The following is a 14,955-nucleotide window of genomic DNA, read 5'->3' on the forward strand; positions in this document are numbered from 1 at the left end:
ACTTCGAGAGTTTTACATTCCGTTACATAGTTTGGTTTATTCTAGCCTACCTACTTATCAGCTAACAGTAAAAAATTACTCCCTTCTCAGGTTTACGATTACCTACTAAGTGGCTTTGGTTGAGCTGCGTTTACGCAAAGGTTGTCCTAGAGTCAGCCAATATCCTGCTGGGTAACTTCTTACGAAGATGTTGAGAAAACCTTTTCTCTAACGCCACTTGCCATGTTTAATGCTCTGCGCCCAATTACGATTTCTTAAATCTTCAACGTAAATGTACTCCCCTACAATAACTTTAACTTATTAAATTTTTGATAAATTTTACGATTATACTTCACAGTCACTACACAATCTTTGTTATTTTTCTTATGGAATTGTTAAGCAAATGATTTCTATTTCAGGGGAAGATTGCATCGAATATAAATAGGTGAGTTCAAAAAAATTTTGAACTATCCGTAGTTCAACTCTATTTTTCTTGTCAAGCTGGGTATCCTAGAGACAAGCACAACCGAATAACGTAAATATTTGTAATTAATTGGTCAACTATGAGAATATTGGTGACGGGCGGAGCTGGATTTATTGGTTCCCATCTAATTGATAGATTAATGAATGATGGGCATGAAGTTATTTGTTTAGATAATTTTTATACAGGACACAAGCGGAATATCCTTAAATGGATGAATCATCCGTACTTTGAACTGATTCGCCACGATATCACCGAACCAATTAGGTTAGAAGTCGCACAAATTTATCATTTAGCTTGTCCTGCTTCACCAGTACATTATCAATACAATCCCGTAAAAACAGTTAAAACCAATGTAATGGGTACGCTGAATATGCTGGGTTTGGCTAAACGTGTCAAAGCAAGAATTTTACTCGCTTCTACTAGTGAAGTTTATGGCGATCCAGAAGTTCATCCCCAACAGGAAGAATACAGAGGTAGCGTAAATCCCATCGGACTTCGTTCCTGCTATGACGAAGGTAAGCGGATTGCTGAAACGCTAATGTTCGATTATCACAGGCAAAATGATGTTGATATTCGCGTTGCTCGTATTTTCAACACCTATGGTCCTCGGATGTTAGAAAATGATGGACGGGTAGTTAGCAATTTTGTGGTTCAAGCTTTAAAGGGTATACCCCTAACTGTCTATGGAGATGGCTCGCAGACCCGTAGTTTCTGTTACGTAGATAATCTGGTAGATGGATTGATGCGTTTGATGAATGGAGACCATATTGGTCCGATTAACTTAGGTAATCCAGACGAATACACTATTCTGCAATTGGCGGAAACCGTGCAAAACATGGTTAATCCCGATGTCAAAATTAAATTTGAGCCACTACCCTCCGATGACCCCCGTCGCCGTCGCCCCGATATAACCAAAGCAAAGAGCTTGTTAAATTGGGAACCTACCATTCCTCTTCAAGAAGGGTTAAAACAGACTATAGAAGATTTCCGAGAGCGAGTGCAAAGTAATGAGAAGTTGGTTGTCAATAGTAGTGTCAAGTAAGAATAAATACTTTTTGCTGAAAACTTTTGATTCTAGACTATAGACTCTTCGGATATTGACTACTAAAAATTTGTTAGACAACTCCAAAAAAGTGAGGAATTAAATAAAATGCGAGTTTGCGTAATCGGTACAGGTTATGTTGGTTTGGTAACTGGTGCTTGCTTGGCTCATGTTGGACATGATGTAATTTGTATAGATAATAACGAAGAAAAAGTTAAATTGATGAAGTCAGGGCAATCGCCAATTTTTGAGCCAGGGCTTTCGGAAATTATGCAAAATGCCATTAAAAATGGAAAAATTCAGTTTTCCAGTGATTTGGCAGCAGGAGTTGCTCACGGAGAAATTTTATTTATTGCCGTAGGAACTCCACCTTTGCCAACAGGTGAAAGCGATACCCGTTATGTAGAAGCAGTGGCAAAAGGTATCGGTAGTCATTTAAATGGCGGTTATAAGGTAATCGTAAATAAATCCACAGTACCCATTGGTTCTGGAGATTGGGTACGAATGATTGTCCTCGATGGAATTGCCGAACGTCAAAAAGAATTAGTACCTGCAGGTGGAGCTTCCAGTGATGACAAATTACCTACTGGAGATTTTGATGTAGTTAGCAACCCTGAGTTTTTGCGCGAGGGTTCGGCAATTTACGATACTTTCAATCCCGACCGGATTGTTTTGGGAGGTAACTCTCAAAAAGCTCTTTCGATGATGAAAGAACTATACACTCCGATTGTAGAGCGTCAGTACGCTGAAGATAAATCTTTACCCCCAGTACCCGTACTAACAACAGATTTGTCTTCTGCTGAGATGGTCAAATATGCTGCAAACGCTTTCCTAGCAACCAAAATTAGCTTTATTAACGAAGTTGCTAACATTTGCGATCGCGTTGGTGCTGATGTGACTCAAGTTGCTAAGGGTATCGGTTTGGATTCCCGTATCGGTAACAAGTTCCTCAATGCTGGAATTGGTTGGGGTGGTTCTTGTTTCCCCAAAGATGTATCCGCATTGGTTCACACTGCTGATGACTACGGTTACGAAGCACAATTACTCAAAGCAACAATTAGCGTTAACGAACGTCAGCGCTTGATTGCAATGGAAAAACTCCAGCAAGCTTTGAAGATTCTCAAAGGTAAGACTGTAGGTTTACTCGGTTTAACCTTTAAGCCAGATACCGATGATATGCGCGATGCTCCAGCGTTGAATTTAATCGAGCAATTGAATCGATTGGGAGCAAAAGTAAAAGCATACGACCCAATTATTTCACAATCTGGTATGCGTCATGGTCTTTCTGGAGTACAGGTAGAAACCGATGCAGAAAGATTAGCTGACGGTTGTGATGCTTTGGTAGTTGTTACTGAATGGGAACAGTTCAACAGCCTAGATTTTGCAAAAATGGCTAAATTAATGAACCACCCCGTTATTATCGACGGTCGTAACTTCCTCGATCCTGAAGCAACTATTAGAGCGGGATTCCAATATATTGGTGTTGGTCGCTAAAATCTTGCTAAGTTAATCTACAGATTTTAGATTTTAGCTAAAACTCTTTTTTGATTAATTCTAAAATCTAGTTTATTTACAGCATTATAGAGACGTAGCATTGCTACGTCTCTACATTTTTTTATTTATTAGGAATGGCCGCATCTGGCACATTTTTCTGTAGGGTGCTGTGACATTTAGATTAATTTTCAACGTAGTATAAGACTTGTAATGTCACGCACCATCCGAGTCTTGTGACAATTGCGGCCATTCCTGTTTATTTTTCCTAACTTTTTAACTTTGCGACTGCGTGCCAAATTAATCCTGCAACAATTAGTGCTAAACCAACTTGCCAAATAAAGGGTTCAACCCAAAAAGCTAAAAACATACAGGCTGATAAACCAAGCAGCGAAAGCCATTTAGGATAGAGTCTGTCTTCTGTAGGTAAAGAGAACGCGGCTAAATTAGTCACAGAATAATAAATTAAGACTGTAAAAGCACTGAAAGACCAAGTAGTCTTAACATTGCCAATTAAAACTAAAACAGAAATTATCGCGCTGACTGCAATTACAGCAGGTGTTGGAGTTGTACCCGATTGATTCAATCTTGCAAAAAGACTTGGCATATCTCGTCTCCTTCCCATCGCTAACAATACGCGAGATAAACCCAAAATCAAATTCAGCAATACTCCCAACATCGCAAAAATTGCACCAATTGCTAAAATTTGCGCTCCTCCCGGAATACCAAAGCTACGTACTGCGACTTCTAAAGGTGCAGCTTGTCCTCTCAAAGCCGATTCACCAAGATTTTCTGCTCCTATCCCGGCTACAGCAATCGTGGCTACTCCCACGTAAATAAGCATCGTAACTATCATCGTGACGATAATAGCTTTAGGAATAGTTTTACGTGGTTCCTTTGCTTCCTCTCCTAGAGTCGCAATTCTCCCGTAACCCGTATAAGCAACGAACATTAAAGCACTGGCTTGAAGTACATCAGCGAAAGAATCCTGAAAAAAAGGTGTTAGATTTTCATTGCCTGCCGCGATCGCTGTAGGAATTCCGCCCAGGATAAAGAAAAGTAGACTAAAAATAGAAACAGATACAATTACAATGTTTACGCGATTAGAACGGCGAATACCATTTAAAACAACAGCCGTAATGACAAATACCGCAGCCAAAGCCAAAGGTATAAGTAAACCGCGTCCTGTCAAACCCATTGCATTCAAAAAGTAGCCAGCAAAACCCAAAGCAGCAGTAGCAGCAGAAGCAGATTTAGCCAGCAAAAACATCCATCCAGCGGTAAATCCTAGCCAAGAATTTAGATATTTATAGCCATATTCATAAGAACCACCACTCACGGGATGATTTGCAGCAAGCTGAGCGCTATTGAGTCCATTGCAAGTAGCAACCAATGCACCAATAATTACAGCTAAAATCACCGCATTCCCAGCAATCCCAGCAGCAATACCAATACTGACAAAAACCCCAGTACCGATAATCGAACCAAGCCCCATCACAGTTGCACCTACAACCCCCAATTCTCGTCGCAATTGCGGCGATGATGTTTTGAGCGACACAACACCTCTCCCTAACAACACTCTTGGACTTGATTGTACAGTTCAAGGCTTGCTTTACATAGGCTTTTGATTACTTAATTGGTAATTGGGGATTGGTAATTGGCAATTGGGAATAGTAAGGAGTTAGGAGTTAAAAATAATTGTTTCTACCCCATCTTCCCCACGCCATTTGCTCCACTTCCCCCTCTCTCCTTGTCTCCCTATCTCCCAAACATAATTACCCCCCTGCAATCTACCAGAAGACTGGTTGACGACAGAGGGGTATTAACTCTGGTGACATTTATCTAAATTTCCTATAGTTACTCAGGTGATGAACAATTATCAAATTTGGGTTGATAACTGTTCGTTGCTCATTGACTAAGTACGTGGTATGCGCTCAATTTCAGCATATCCGCTAAAAATTAACTTTTGACCTTCTGTCTCTAAACGGTTTAACCGCAGTTTTACTCCATCAAGGTCAAAACGGTCTAAATCGACCATATTATCTAAAATTTCTGCTAATGCAGTACATAAAGTTTCTGAAGTTTCTCTTTGCTCTTCTGGTACCGACTCCAAGTCAATTTCAGGATCTCTGAAGGAAACTTTGCGTCTTCTTTCAATTCCTACTTTTACAGTCATATATAACGGCACCAATTCGCCATTATTTAAGTCAGCTTTAGCGAAAATCTTTAACCGATTATCTGGCAGTAATTCTACCTCAACATCAGTAAAAGAAACGGGTTCGCCGTCAGACAACGCTGTCAATGTTGGTTCGGTAAGGTTTATCAAACGCTTTTTCACTAATTCAGCACTAAAAGCTTGATTAATACCAACTTGAGTCAACACAACTTGAGCAATCGCTTGAGTGGGTTGTTTTAAACGCAATTTACCGCTTAGTACCGAACTGAAGTCAATAGACACCGCATCGGTTTCAAAGGACATTTCTTCAACGAAGAAATCTTTGCGAATTACTAAACTACGACCACTCATTTTGAAGCTGTCAATACTGCCCTGTAAAAGCTTACTGGAGGGATAGCAGCGGACAAAGACTTCTACCGACTCGCTTTTAGTAAACAAGTGGCGAATCGTTTGGCTCGCAACAGTATTGAGCATCTGCTCGCCCCAGTCGCTGCCTTTGGAATCTTTAAAACCAGTAAGTCCGCCAAACATTTTGAGTACAGGTTACTAGAAGTTCTTTGTCTTTTTGTAACAAATTGTGAACTTCTCAGCAACCTCCTGGAGATTAAATATGCTGATGATGAAACACAAAATGATTAATAACACTAAGTTGATAATTAGCTCAAAAGCTTGATATCACTGGATTTGAAGTTATTTTTCCTATAAGAAAAAATAATTATATAAATAACAAATGTTATTACCAGCTTACAAATCCACATTAAGCAAAAATTGAAGTAAACTTCAGCCTTTCTAAATTTTTGGTTCGCGAGAAAGGGCTTGAAGGTAAAGTCGCTACAAATGTTTTCTCTTAATTACACAATTTAGTACACAGAATAACGATTTCAAAATGATTTTGGTTATTTGTTTAAATAGATAGGGTAGAAAAAAATGATGATTTATGCATTCACATTTATCTATTTAGACAGTTAATTATGTATAAAAAAATCAAGTTACTCATTCTCATCACTTTAGATTTTTAATCAAAGTGTTGAATTTTTAACATCCTAATCAGTATTCTAGATTACTCATTTTGTATAATTTGACTTACATATTTCCTCTTACTCCGGTGATTGAAGTCAGTTTTGGATATCAACAGACTTACTGAGTATAGCTCTCATATGCAACTATTTTTAATCTATTTTTTGACTTAAACTTATTTAAAATTTCTGGATTCATTGAGATTTATTCGATAATTTTCTAAAAAAAATAAATTAATTTACTTTAAGTTTAGCAAAAATATTTTTCATTCACTTTATGCTTATGTTCCTAAAAAGAGTTTTTATCTGATTCCTAATTGGTATGGGTAGGATTACTCGCAATGTTGGGTTACGACACGATTATTTTAGTTACTGGTTACAAATCAAATTCCTTAATCGTGTCTAACCCAACCTACCAATTACCAATTACCAATTACCAATCACCAATTACCCATTACCAATTACCCATTACCAACTATTAACTTCCTCCGCAAACTGTCCAAAGCATTACAAGCGCTGAAATGACGAATCAAACTTCTACCACGAACGGGATTAAATCGAAATTCAAAACTTTCAACTTCATTTTCTCCTGCTAAACCCACGTAAACCAAACCCACTGGCTTAGTTTCCGAACCTCCACCAGGTCCCGCAATACCTGTAATACTCAATCCCCAAGTTGTACCAAGCTGCTTTCTCACACCCACAGCCATTTGTTCGGCTACTATCGAACTTACAGCACCATGTTTATCTAAATCTTCTGAATTAACTCCCAACATCCCAGCTTTCACCGAATTGTCATAGGAAATTACACCACCCCAAAAATAATCGGAACTCCCGGAAATATCAGTTAACATTCCTCCCAAAGTTCCACCAGTACAAGATTCTGCTACCGAAAGCGTTTCCCCTGACTTACGCAATAATTCACCAACTACCGAAGCTAAAGTGTCATCATCAGCACCGAAATAATCCAAGCCAGCTATTTCTTGAATTTGCTTTGCAACAGGTTCTATCAAACTTTCTGCTTCCGCTTCCGAACTTGCTTTTGCAGAAACTCTTAATTTTACCTGCCCTTTACTCGCATAAGGAGCCACCGTAGGATTAGGTAAGTTCAACAAAGCAGAAACTTTTTCAGCCATAGCAGATTCGGGGACGTTCCAAAACCGCAGCATTCGACTATAAATAATTTGCTTTCCCCAACCTTGACTTTTGAGGTATGGAACAGCAGTTTCTTCCCACATCCGATGCATTTCTGAAGGTACACCAGGGAAAGTAAAAATTGTTAAATTAGAGCGCGGTTGCCAAATTATACCCGGAGCCGTACCCGTAGGATTTGGTAAAATTTCCGCTCCTTCAGGTATTAAAGCTTGCTTGCGATTGCTCGCGCTCATGGTACGATTTCTTGTTTTATATTTTTTAGTAATATCTTCGATAACTTCAGGACGCTCTATTAAGCGAGAACCAAAAAAATCAGCAATGGTTTCGCAGGTCAAATCATCTGGAGTTGGCCCCAAACCACCAGTAAAAATAAGAATAGATGCTCTTTGACTAGCAATCTCAATAACCTGCTTGATTCTATCAACATTATCTCCAACAACAGTTTGATAGAAATGTGGAATACCTAATTGAGCTAATTGCTGAGCTAAGTATTGAGCATTACTATTGAGAATATCTCCCAGTAGCATTTCCGTACCGATACAAATAATTTCTGCACTCATAGAATTTGGAAATTGGGCATTGGGCATTGGGCATTGGGTATTGGTAATTGGTAATTGGTACATCCTAACTTTTAAATCCTAATCCAAAATCCCTTTACAAAATCATCCGTCGTTAAAATCTAAAATCCAAAATTCTTAAACTGCTAACTCATTATCCCATGCCCAATGCCCCCTTCGGGTTGCGCCACTTGCTACAAGTCGGGGAACCTGCCCAACGCAGTGGCTTACCATGCCCCATGCCCAATTACCAATTACCCATTACCAATTGTTAAATTCCGTGGGATTTTCCGATTACCCAATTACGACGGAAGAACCGAGCTAAAGATGTTTCTTCTAAAGATAAATAAATTGGTCTTCCGTGGGGACAGGTGCGGGGATTGCGGGTGCGCTGCCATTCATCTAAAAGTTGCTGCATTTGGGGGACGCTCAAGACTGTACCGTTACGAATTGCGCTGCGACAAGCTACGGCTACTTGGGCGGTTTTTAAGTCTCCTCCTTTACTAAGTTCTAATATGGCTTCGGCACAGTCTTCGCGCTGCTGTAAGAGTGCGGGTACTTGACGAATTGCCCAAAGTTCTTCTCCGAAAGGTTCTATTTCTAAGCTAATTCGCTGTAACTGTTCTATTTGCTCTGGGGATAGTTGATAGAGAATTATGGGGGGTTCGCACTGTACTAGCTGCCAATGTTCGCAAATTTGTTCGTATAAAACTCGTTCGTGAGCTATGTGTTGTTCTATTAACCACATTCCTGTGGGATGTTCGGCTACTATGTAGGTTTTGTTGATTTGAGCAACTGCTTTTAAAGGAATGGAAATGGAAAGAGGAGAATTTTGCCCTTGCGTTAAAGTTTGCGATTTGAATTGAGTATTATTAGTTTGATTGAAATTACCAATCTCTTCAAGGATGTTTTCTGGCGAATTTCTCTGGTTGAAGTTATAACCGCTTTTAGCTTCTGCGGCTTTGATGAGTTTACTTACTCGCGTTACCTGCAAAGATTCCTTAATGCTCGAACAATTAATGCTAAATGCTTTTTCAATCGATTGAGCAATTTGTTCTTGCCAATAATCCAATTGGTTGAGATAGATTTCTGTTTTTGCGGGGTTGCGATTCCAGTTAATCTGATTCGGGGAAACAGATAAGTGTAGAAAACAAACTGGATAGCGATCGCGCGGTAATGTTTTGTGAAATGCTCCGAGGACTGTTTGTTCTAGTTCCGAGCATTTAACCATACGTCCGTTTACCGCTATTCTTACCCAGTCGGGACGATGACGATGGCATCTATCTGGTAATCCGATGACTAATGATAAAGAAGAATTAACACGATCTAATTCAACTTTTAAGTCTTGCAAATCTGATGGATGAACTCTTCGCAGAAATTGAGACAGAGTTTCCTTAATATTGCCACTAGGATAAATAGCAAACCATTCGCGTTCATTTTGCCAAATTTGCCAGGTTACGTGGGGATGACACAAAGCAGTTTGCTGAATTACTGCTTGCACTGCTTTCATTTGTACGGCGATTGAAGGTAAACCTTGACGGCGGTTGTGACAATTACCGAATAAATTAGAAATTACAGCTACCGTTCCCGGCGCGATCGCAGCTGCTTCCAGAACTAAGGGTTCTCCCTTGTCGCCGTATACAATCCGCCAACCGTTAGAGCCTATTTTTCCTTCGGGATGATTCGATCCACGACTGATAATTTCTAAATCGGCTAAGGTTGTCAAACTGTGGAGTGCTTCACCACGAAAACCCAAACTATTAATTTTCCACAAATCTTTAGTCAAGCGAATCTTACTAGTGCTGTGGGCGCTTGCTGCTTGCTGCAAGTCTTCTAAACTCATTCCACAACCGTTATCCGCTACACGTACCCGCCACTGTTGGGGGTACACAGAAACTACAATCCTTGTCGCACCTGCATCTAAGGAATTTTCTATCAATTCCCGTACCACCGAAGCAAAAGAATCAATTACCTCTCCGGCTGCAATCAGATGTACGACTTCTGAAGGTAGAGCTTGGATAGTAGATGCCATAACGTACACTGTTGGCGAGGATACAAATTACTCTACCGCACAACCATGTTTTATTGTAGTTGTTAATAGAAATTCATGATTCTAAATGGTTCGCAATGATTTTATTTATACTGAGAGAAAATTATTAATTATGTTTTATATTTAACTATTCATTGCCTATTTATCTACTATTTTCATCGTATTACAAGCCTTAAGCCTTAAAAATACAAATATAAATTACTTTCATTTATCGTATTTATACATAGTAATAATGTATTTAATTTTAGATATTTCAATTGATGAATGAAACGATTATTAAACAAAATCAAGAATCAACTATCGTAAATTACTGCTGTCTAAATGAAACATTAGCTTCACACTCAGAACAATCGCAGCCCTGGCTTTAGTTCTAGTTTTAAAAAAGATTTAAATAGATGCTTTATTGATTTACACCAATTCTGTATGAGGCTGCGCTGAATCACTAATTTCCTTACGGACAAGCTCCGCTAACAGCCTAGAAGGCTGGGGCTAAACCTACAAAGCCAAACTGCGTTGGCTACATTCGGCACATCTTTATAAAGAAATTATTAGAATACTGGCTTGTTTATCAAGTTGGAAATATTCAGATTGATTTTCTAGCTTGTCGGTATCATTACGAGTAGAAATCGAGTTGCTTCAATTCACCTTTACTAAAAATACTAAAAAATAAAAATTCACTCGCTGCAACAAAAATCACTTTTCAACAATTATCTATTAACCATTACAGTTTTTTGCGATTTAGGATGGAGTAAACCATTTAACAACTGTGCCGGACGTTCGCCTCCGTATGGCCAAGCAAAAGCATGACGAAAAGCCGCATCCTGACAAGCCTGTAGCATTTCAAAGCCGATAATATCGTAGGTTAAAAGATTTTCGTACTCAAATGGTAAACGCACGTTATGCAACCCGGCGTTATCAGTGCAAATAGCAATATCAACTCCTGCATCAAAACAACGCTCGAACACCAACTTTAATTGTCGGATATCTTGCAAGGTGCCTGTCTTAATGTAAGTTGTCGGACAGATTTCCAAACATTGCCCTCTTCTTGCCACATCTTTAAGTAAATCTGGATGTTGCAACGGAATCTGGATACCGTGTCCAATTCGCATTAAATAGGGTAATAAATCGGGATGACACCCATCTTTGGTTTCATAAACATGCCCGGTAGTATTTAAACCAACAGATAAAGCATATTCGTAAAGCTTTGTCCATTCATCCATACGTTCGGCATAACCGCTGTCTCCGCCTGCTACGTCTACAGCACATACATACTGTCTATTTTGAGCAGCTAAATCTACAATCGCTTTATTCACTTCATATGGAAGACGCGAGTGCATACACAAAATTTGACTGGCAACAATCGGATATTCAGTAACATTGCTAGCTTTGCCTACAACGTTGACAATCTCCGCCATCTTGTCAATTCTCTGTGATTGACTTAAATCTTCAGGAGTTCGCAGGTAAGGAGTGTAGCGCAGTTCTAAATAAGCTAAATTTTCAAAAATGTACGCACCGCGCACCAAACGATAAATAAAATAGGGCAAAGTTTCTACAGTTTGCACGCTTTCAACTAAAGTATGTAACTCTAGATACTCTTCTAAGGTATTGCGCGGCTTAGTGTAAAACTCTTCAAATTCTTGATAATTCTGAAAGTCTTTGACTAACTCGTTGGAATGACGCTCGAAATATCCCCATAAAATCCGGGGTACAACCGAACCGCCCAAATGTCTATGCAATTCAGCGTATAAAGCCATAATTGATATTTCATACTAAAAATTTTATTAATATTAACAAAAACAAATAGAAAAAAAATATATACTCAATAAATTTTTGTGTGAAGTCTATCTAAATTCCCTGTTAACCTTAGCTATAGTATGCAGCAACTCCTTAGCAGTACAGGGTTTTGACATAAATGCTTTGACGTTAAGATTTAATTGAGAATCTGTATTGTAATTCATGACTAAGCCGCTGATGGCAACAATTTTTACCTGGCTGTTGATTTTTTTTAACATCCTGATAGTAGTTTCACCATCCATTTCAGGCATCATCATATCCAATAAAATTAAATTTATGTTTTGTTGATATTGAGCATAAATTTCAATAGCCTCGATTCCATTCGATGCTGTTAGTACGCGGTAATGATATGCTTCCAAAGATGATTTAGTAATTTTACGAATAGCTGGTTCATCATCAACGACTAAAATTACTTCACCATTGCCATTCAAGTCTTCTGGCTCATCGCAACAGGAAACGTTTGTTTCGTGGCTGGGTTGAACGGGTAAATAAATTTTAACGATAGTACCTTTATTTAATTCGCTGTAAATATTTACGAAACCACCGTGATTTTTAACGATACCCAAAGCAGTAGAAAGACCTAATCCAGTACCTTTTCCTACTTCTTTGGTAGTGAAAAATGGTTCAAAAATACGTTCCTGAATTTCTGGATGCATACCTACTCCCGTATCGGCTACGGTAATGACGATATAAGCACCAATTTTGGCATAGATATTTGTTTGGGCATAATATTCATCAATCAATATATTAGCGGCAGAAATTTCTAGTTTTCCCCCGTTTTGCATGGCATCGCGGGCATTAACCACTAAGTTCATTAATACCTGATGTAGTTGAGTGGTATCTCCACAAACATAATTCAGGTTTGAAGGTATATTTAAATTTAATTTAATTGATTTTGGAAATGTTTCTCTAATAATTTGCTCTATTTCTGTAATCAAATATTTTACTTGAATAAGAGTACGTTTACCTTCAATTCCTCTAGCAAATGACAATAATTGTTTAATTAAACTAGCACCGCGCTGAGTATTATTTTCTAAAGTCTTGAGCAATCGTAAATGCTGAGGATCGTATAATTTTCTTTCTAATAATTGCACCGACATTAATATAGGTGCTAAGACATTGTTGAGATCGTGAGCAATTCCGCCTGCTAAAGTGCCGATACTTTCTAAACGCTGGCTTCTTAAAAGTTGAGTTTCAAGTTGTCTTTTTTTAGTAATTTCTGTATTTTCCGCCAAAATAGATTTTGGTTGTCCTTTATCATCTCGCAATAAAGTCCAACGGCTTTTGACAATTATGTCTTTACCTTCTTTGGTTACTTGATATAACTCTCCCTGCCATTTTCCAGAATTAATCACGGTTAATAATGCATCATCTTCTACTGAAGAGTGTTCTTTGTGTAGCAATTCGGATGATTTTTTACCATAAACTTCAGATGCCTGCCAACCGTAAATATTTTCAGCACCTTTATTCCAATATAAAATTCGATTTTGAATATCTTTGACTAAAATTGCGTTTGAGACTACATCTAACAGCGCTGCTTGTTGTTGAAGCTTTTGTTCTGAAGCTTTACGTTGGGTAATATCGCGAGTGATTGCTAAATGCAAAAAACCGTTATTGTTTTCAGTTGGTAATGGTACTGCATAAGTTTCCATCCAGCGACGAGTACCTTTAAAACCAATAGTTTCAAATTCTAAAGTTTCTTTATTACCTTGGCACACACTTTCATGCATTAATCTATATGCTTTTTGATACTCTGGCGTAACTGCTGTATATACTGATTTACCAATTAGAATATCAGCATCTTCAACCTCCATCATTTTTATCCCAGAGGTGTTGATTTCCAAAAGAGTACCGTCTTCATGTATAAGTTTTATAGATTCTGGCCCCGCGTCTATTATTGCTCTCAAGCGATTTTCACTTTGTCGTAAAGCAATTTCTGTTTTTTTTAGTCTGACTATATAATCTTTGAGTAGGTAGTAAAGTTGTGTTAGCAATCCCAAATTGATTAAACCAGCAATTAAAAATGCTGCAACTGCTTTCTTAAAGTTAAACTGTGATTTTAGTTTTTGCTCCAACAGCAGTTCTTTTTCTCTGTCTTCGATAGCTTGAATCTGCTTATCTATATAATTATCTAAAGCAAATTTATCTGTCGAATTTATCGGATTTTCTCGATTTGTGTCTATTTCTTCGCCAAATATATTTAGTTGATAGCTAATTTTTTTATCTAGCAATAATACTTGTTTTTTTTGCTGATTATTTGTAGCAGTTAATTTTTTTAATTTTTGAATATTTATATCAATCTGTTTTCGCAAGTAAAGATAGGTTTTCAAAAAATCTGTATTAGTTGATATTAAATAATTATAGCGTGCTGTTCGAGCCTCCTTAAATCCTGAAAGCGTTCTTTCAAGCCGAATAATAATTTCGGTTGAATTACTCACACTTTTTTGGTTTAAATATAGCTTACTAGTATTTCCATATGAAATCACCGCATTGGCAAATACTATAAAAAGCGCCAACAAAAACAATATTCTTACTTTTTTAAGGCTAAATGATTTCATCATCTCTAATGTTTTTAAAAATGAATTAAAGATATATAAAAGCTTTTCAAAAATGTATCACTATAATTACTTATGTTTAAAACTGTTTCAGGGAAAAATATTTAAAAATAATATATATTACAGGTAATTATTATACTTTGTTAATTATTTTTTAATCTTAGGGGCTTGTATTCAAATAATCACTGTCAGACGATTAGGATAAAATACTCAATAATCAATACTTATCATCCACGTAAATAGATCTCAAGCTATTTACAAAAATATCAATTAGCAAATGACGTAATTTAATCAAATACTGTTTGAAAAGTTAGTAATGCCTCTTTTCTTGAAAAATTTATACTAAAAATTATTATGATAGATAAACTATATATAAATCTACGCCTCATCTATACATATTGGATACATTGCCAACCAAAAATAATTTCTGACAACAACTGATTCAAAAGTATTTTTCAAAGAGTTACATAATTAAATTGTTAATTATTTTACCAGGAATAAAATCTAAAAGTGTAGTGTAGGAATCATTTTTGATTAAATAAAATGTTACTTTTGTCACATATATATAAGGAATTAAGTTTTTTTTGAATAATGTTGTCCACTAGCCTTGACATCAGTTACAAATCGTGTGGATAATAATCATTTGTGAAAACCGA

At 37.4% G+C, this 14,955-nt stretch carries 8 protein-coding genes; 2 read left to right on the forward strand and 6 right to left on the reverse strand.

Annotation, left to right across the window (positions count from 1 at the left end; all coding sequences use genetic code 11):
* Positions 1–542: 542 nt before the first annotated feature.
* Together RIV7116_RS12410 and RIV7116_RS12415 are read left to right on the forward strand one after the other, a co-directional pair.
* Positions 543–1,505, forward strand: coding sequence for a UDP-glucuronic acid decarboxylase family protein (locus RIV7116_RS12410; protein ID WP_015118645.1), 963 nt, complete (start codon positions 543–545; stop codon positions 1,503–1,505).
* Positions 1,506–1,613: 108 nt separating this feature from the next.
* On the forward strand, positions 1,614–2,999 hold the full coding sequence (locus RIV7116_RS12415; protein WP_015118646.1) for a UDP-glucose/GDP-mannose dehydrogenase family protein: 1,386 nt from the start codon (positions 1,614–1,616) through the stop codon (positions 2,997–2,999).
* 265 nt (positions 3,000–3,264) lie between these two features.
* Here the strand turns inward: RIV7116_RS12415 and RIV7116_RS12420 are convergent, their stop codons facing one another.
* The 6 genes from RIV7116_RS12420 to RIV7116_RS12445 form a co-directional block, all read right to left on the reverse strand.
* On the reverse strand, positions 3,265–4,554 hold the full coding sequence (locus RIV7116_RS12420; protein ID WP_015118647.1) for an APC family permease: 1,290 nt from the start codon (positions 4,552–4,554) through the stop codon (positions 3,265–3,267).
* Positions 4,555–4,911: 357 nt separating this feature from the next.
* The gene (locus tag RIV7116_RS12425; RefSeq protein WP_015118648.1) at positions 4,912–5,703 is read right to left on the reverse strand and encodes a DUF2993 domain-containing protein; all 792 of its coding nucleotides are present in this window, start codon (positions 5,701–5,703) and stop codon (positions 4,912–4,914) included.
* Between the two features lie 946 nt (positions 5,704–6,649).
* Complete coding sequence (locus RIV7116_RS12430; protein ID WP_044291782.1) at positions 6,650–7,903, reverse strand: competence/damage-inducible protein A; 1,254 nt, start codon at positions 7,901–7,903, stop codon at positions 6,650–6,652.
* 268 nt (positions 7,904–8,171) lie between these two features.
* Positions 8,172–9,932, reverse strand: a complete 1,761-nt coding sequence (mutL, locus tag RIV7116_RS12435) for a DNA mismatch repair endonuclease MutL (protein WP_015118650.1) — start codon at positions 9,930–9,932, stop codon at positions 8,172–8,174.
* A gap of 725 nt (positions 9,933–10,657) precedes the next feature.
* Positions 10,658–11,704, reverse strand: a complete 1,047-nt coding sequence (locus tag RIV7116_RS12440; protein ID WP_015118651.1) for an adenosine deaminase — start codon at positions 11,702–11,704, stop codon at positions 10,658–10,660.
* An 87-nt stretch (positions 11,705–11,791) separates the two neighbouring features.
* Positions 11,792–14,182: a PAS domain S-box protein gene (locus RIV7116_RS12445; RefSeq protein WP_232435792.1), complete on the reverse strand. Its 2,391-nt coding sequence runs from the start codon at positions 14,180–14,182 to the stop codon at positions 11,792–11,794.
* Positions 14,183–14,955 lie beyond the last annotated feature (773 nt).

Source organism: Rivularia sp. PCC 7116, from assembly GCF_000316665.1.
GTDB lineage: Bacteria > Cyanobacteriota > Cyanobacteriia > Cyanobacteriales > Nostocaceae > Rivularia.

What these genes read in the sequence shown, in the direction of transcription:
- RIV7116_RS12410 (WP_015118645.1), top strand. Translation starts at nt 543, where the DNA reads ATGAGAATATTGGTGACGGGCGGAGCTGGATTTATTGGTTCCCATCTA.
- mutL (WP_015118650.1), bottom strand. Translation starts at nt 9,932, where the DNA reads ATGGCATCTACTATCCAAGCTCTACCTTCAGAAGTCGTACATCTGATT.
- RIV7116_RS12430 (WP_044291782.1), bottom strand. Translation starts at nt 7,903, where the DNA reads ATGAGTGCAGAAATTATTTGTATCGGTACGGAAATGCTACTGGGAGAT.
- RIV7116_RS12425 (WP_015118648.1), bottom strand. Translation starts at nt 5,703, where the DNA reads ATGTTTGGCGGACTTACTGGTTTTAAAGATTCCAAAGGCAGCGACTGG.
- RIV7116_RS12415 (WP_015118646.1), top strand. Translation starts at nt 1,614, where the DNA reads ATGCGAGTTTGCGTAATCGGTACAGGTTATGTTGGTTTGGTAACTGGT.
- RIV7116_RS12440 (WP_015118651.1), bottom strand. Translation starts at nt 11,704, where the DNA reads ATGGCTTTATACGCTGAATTGCATAGACATTTGGGCGGTTCGGTTGTA.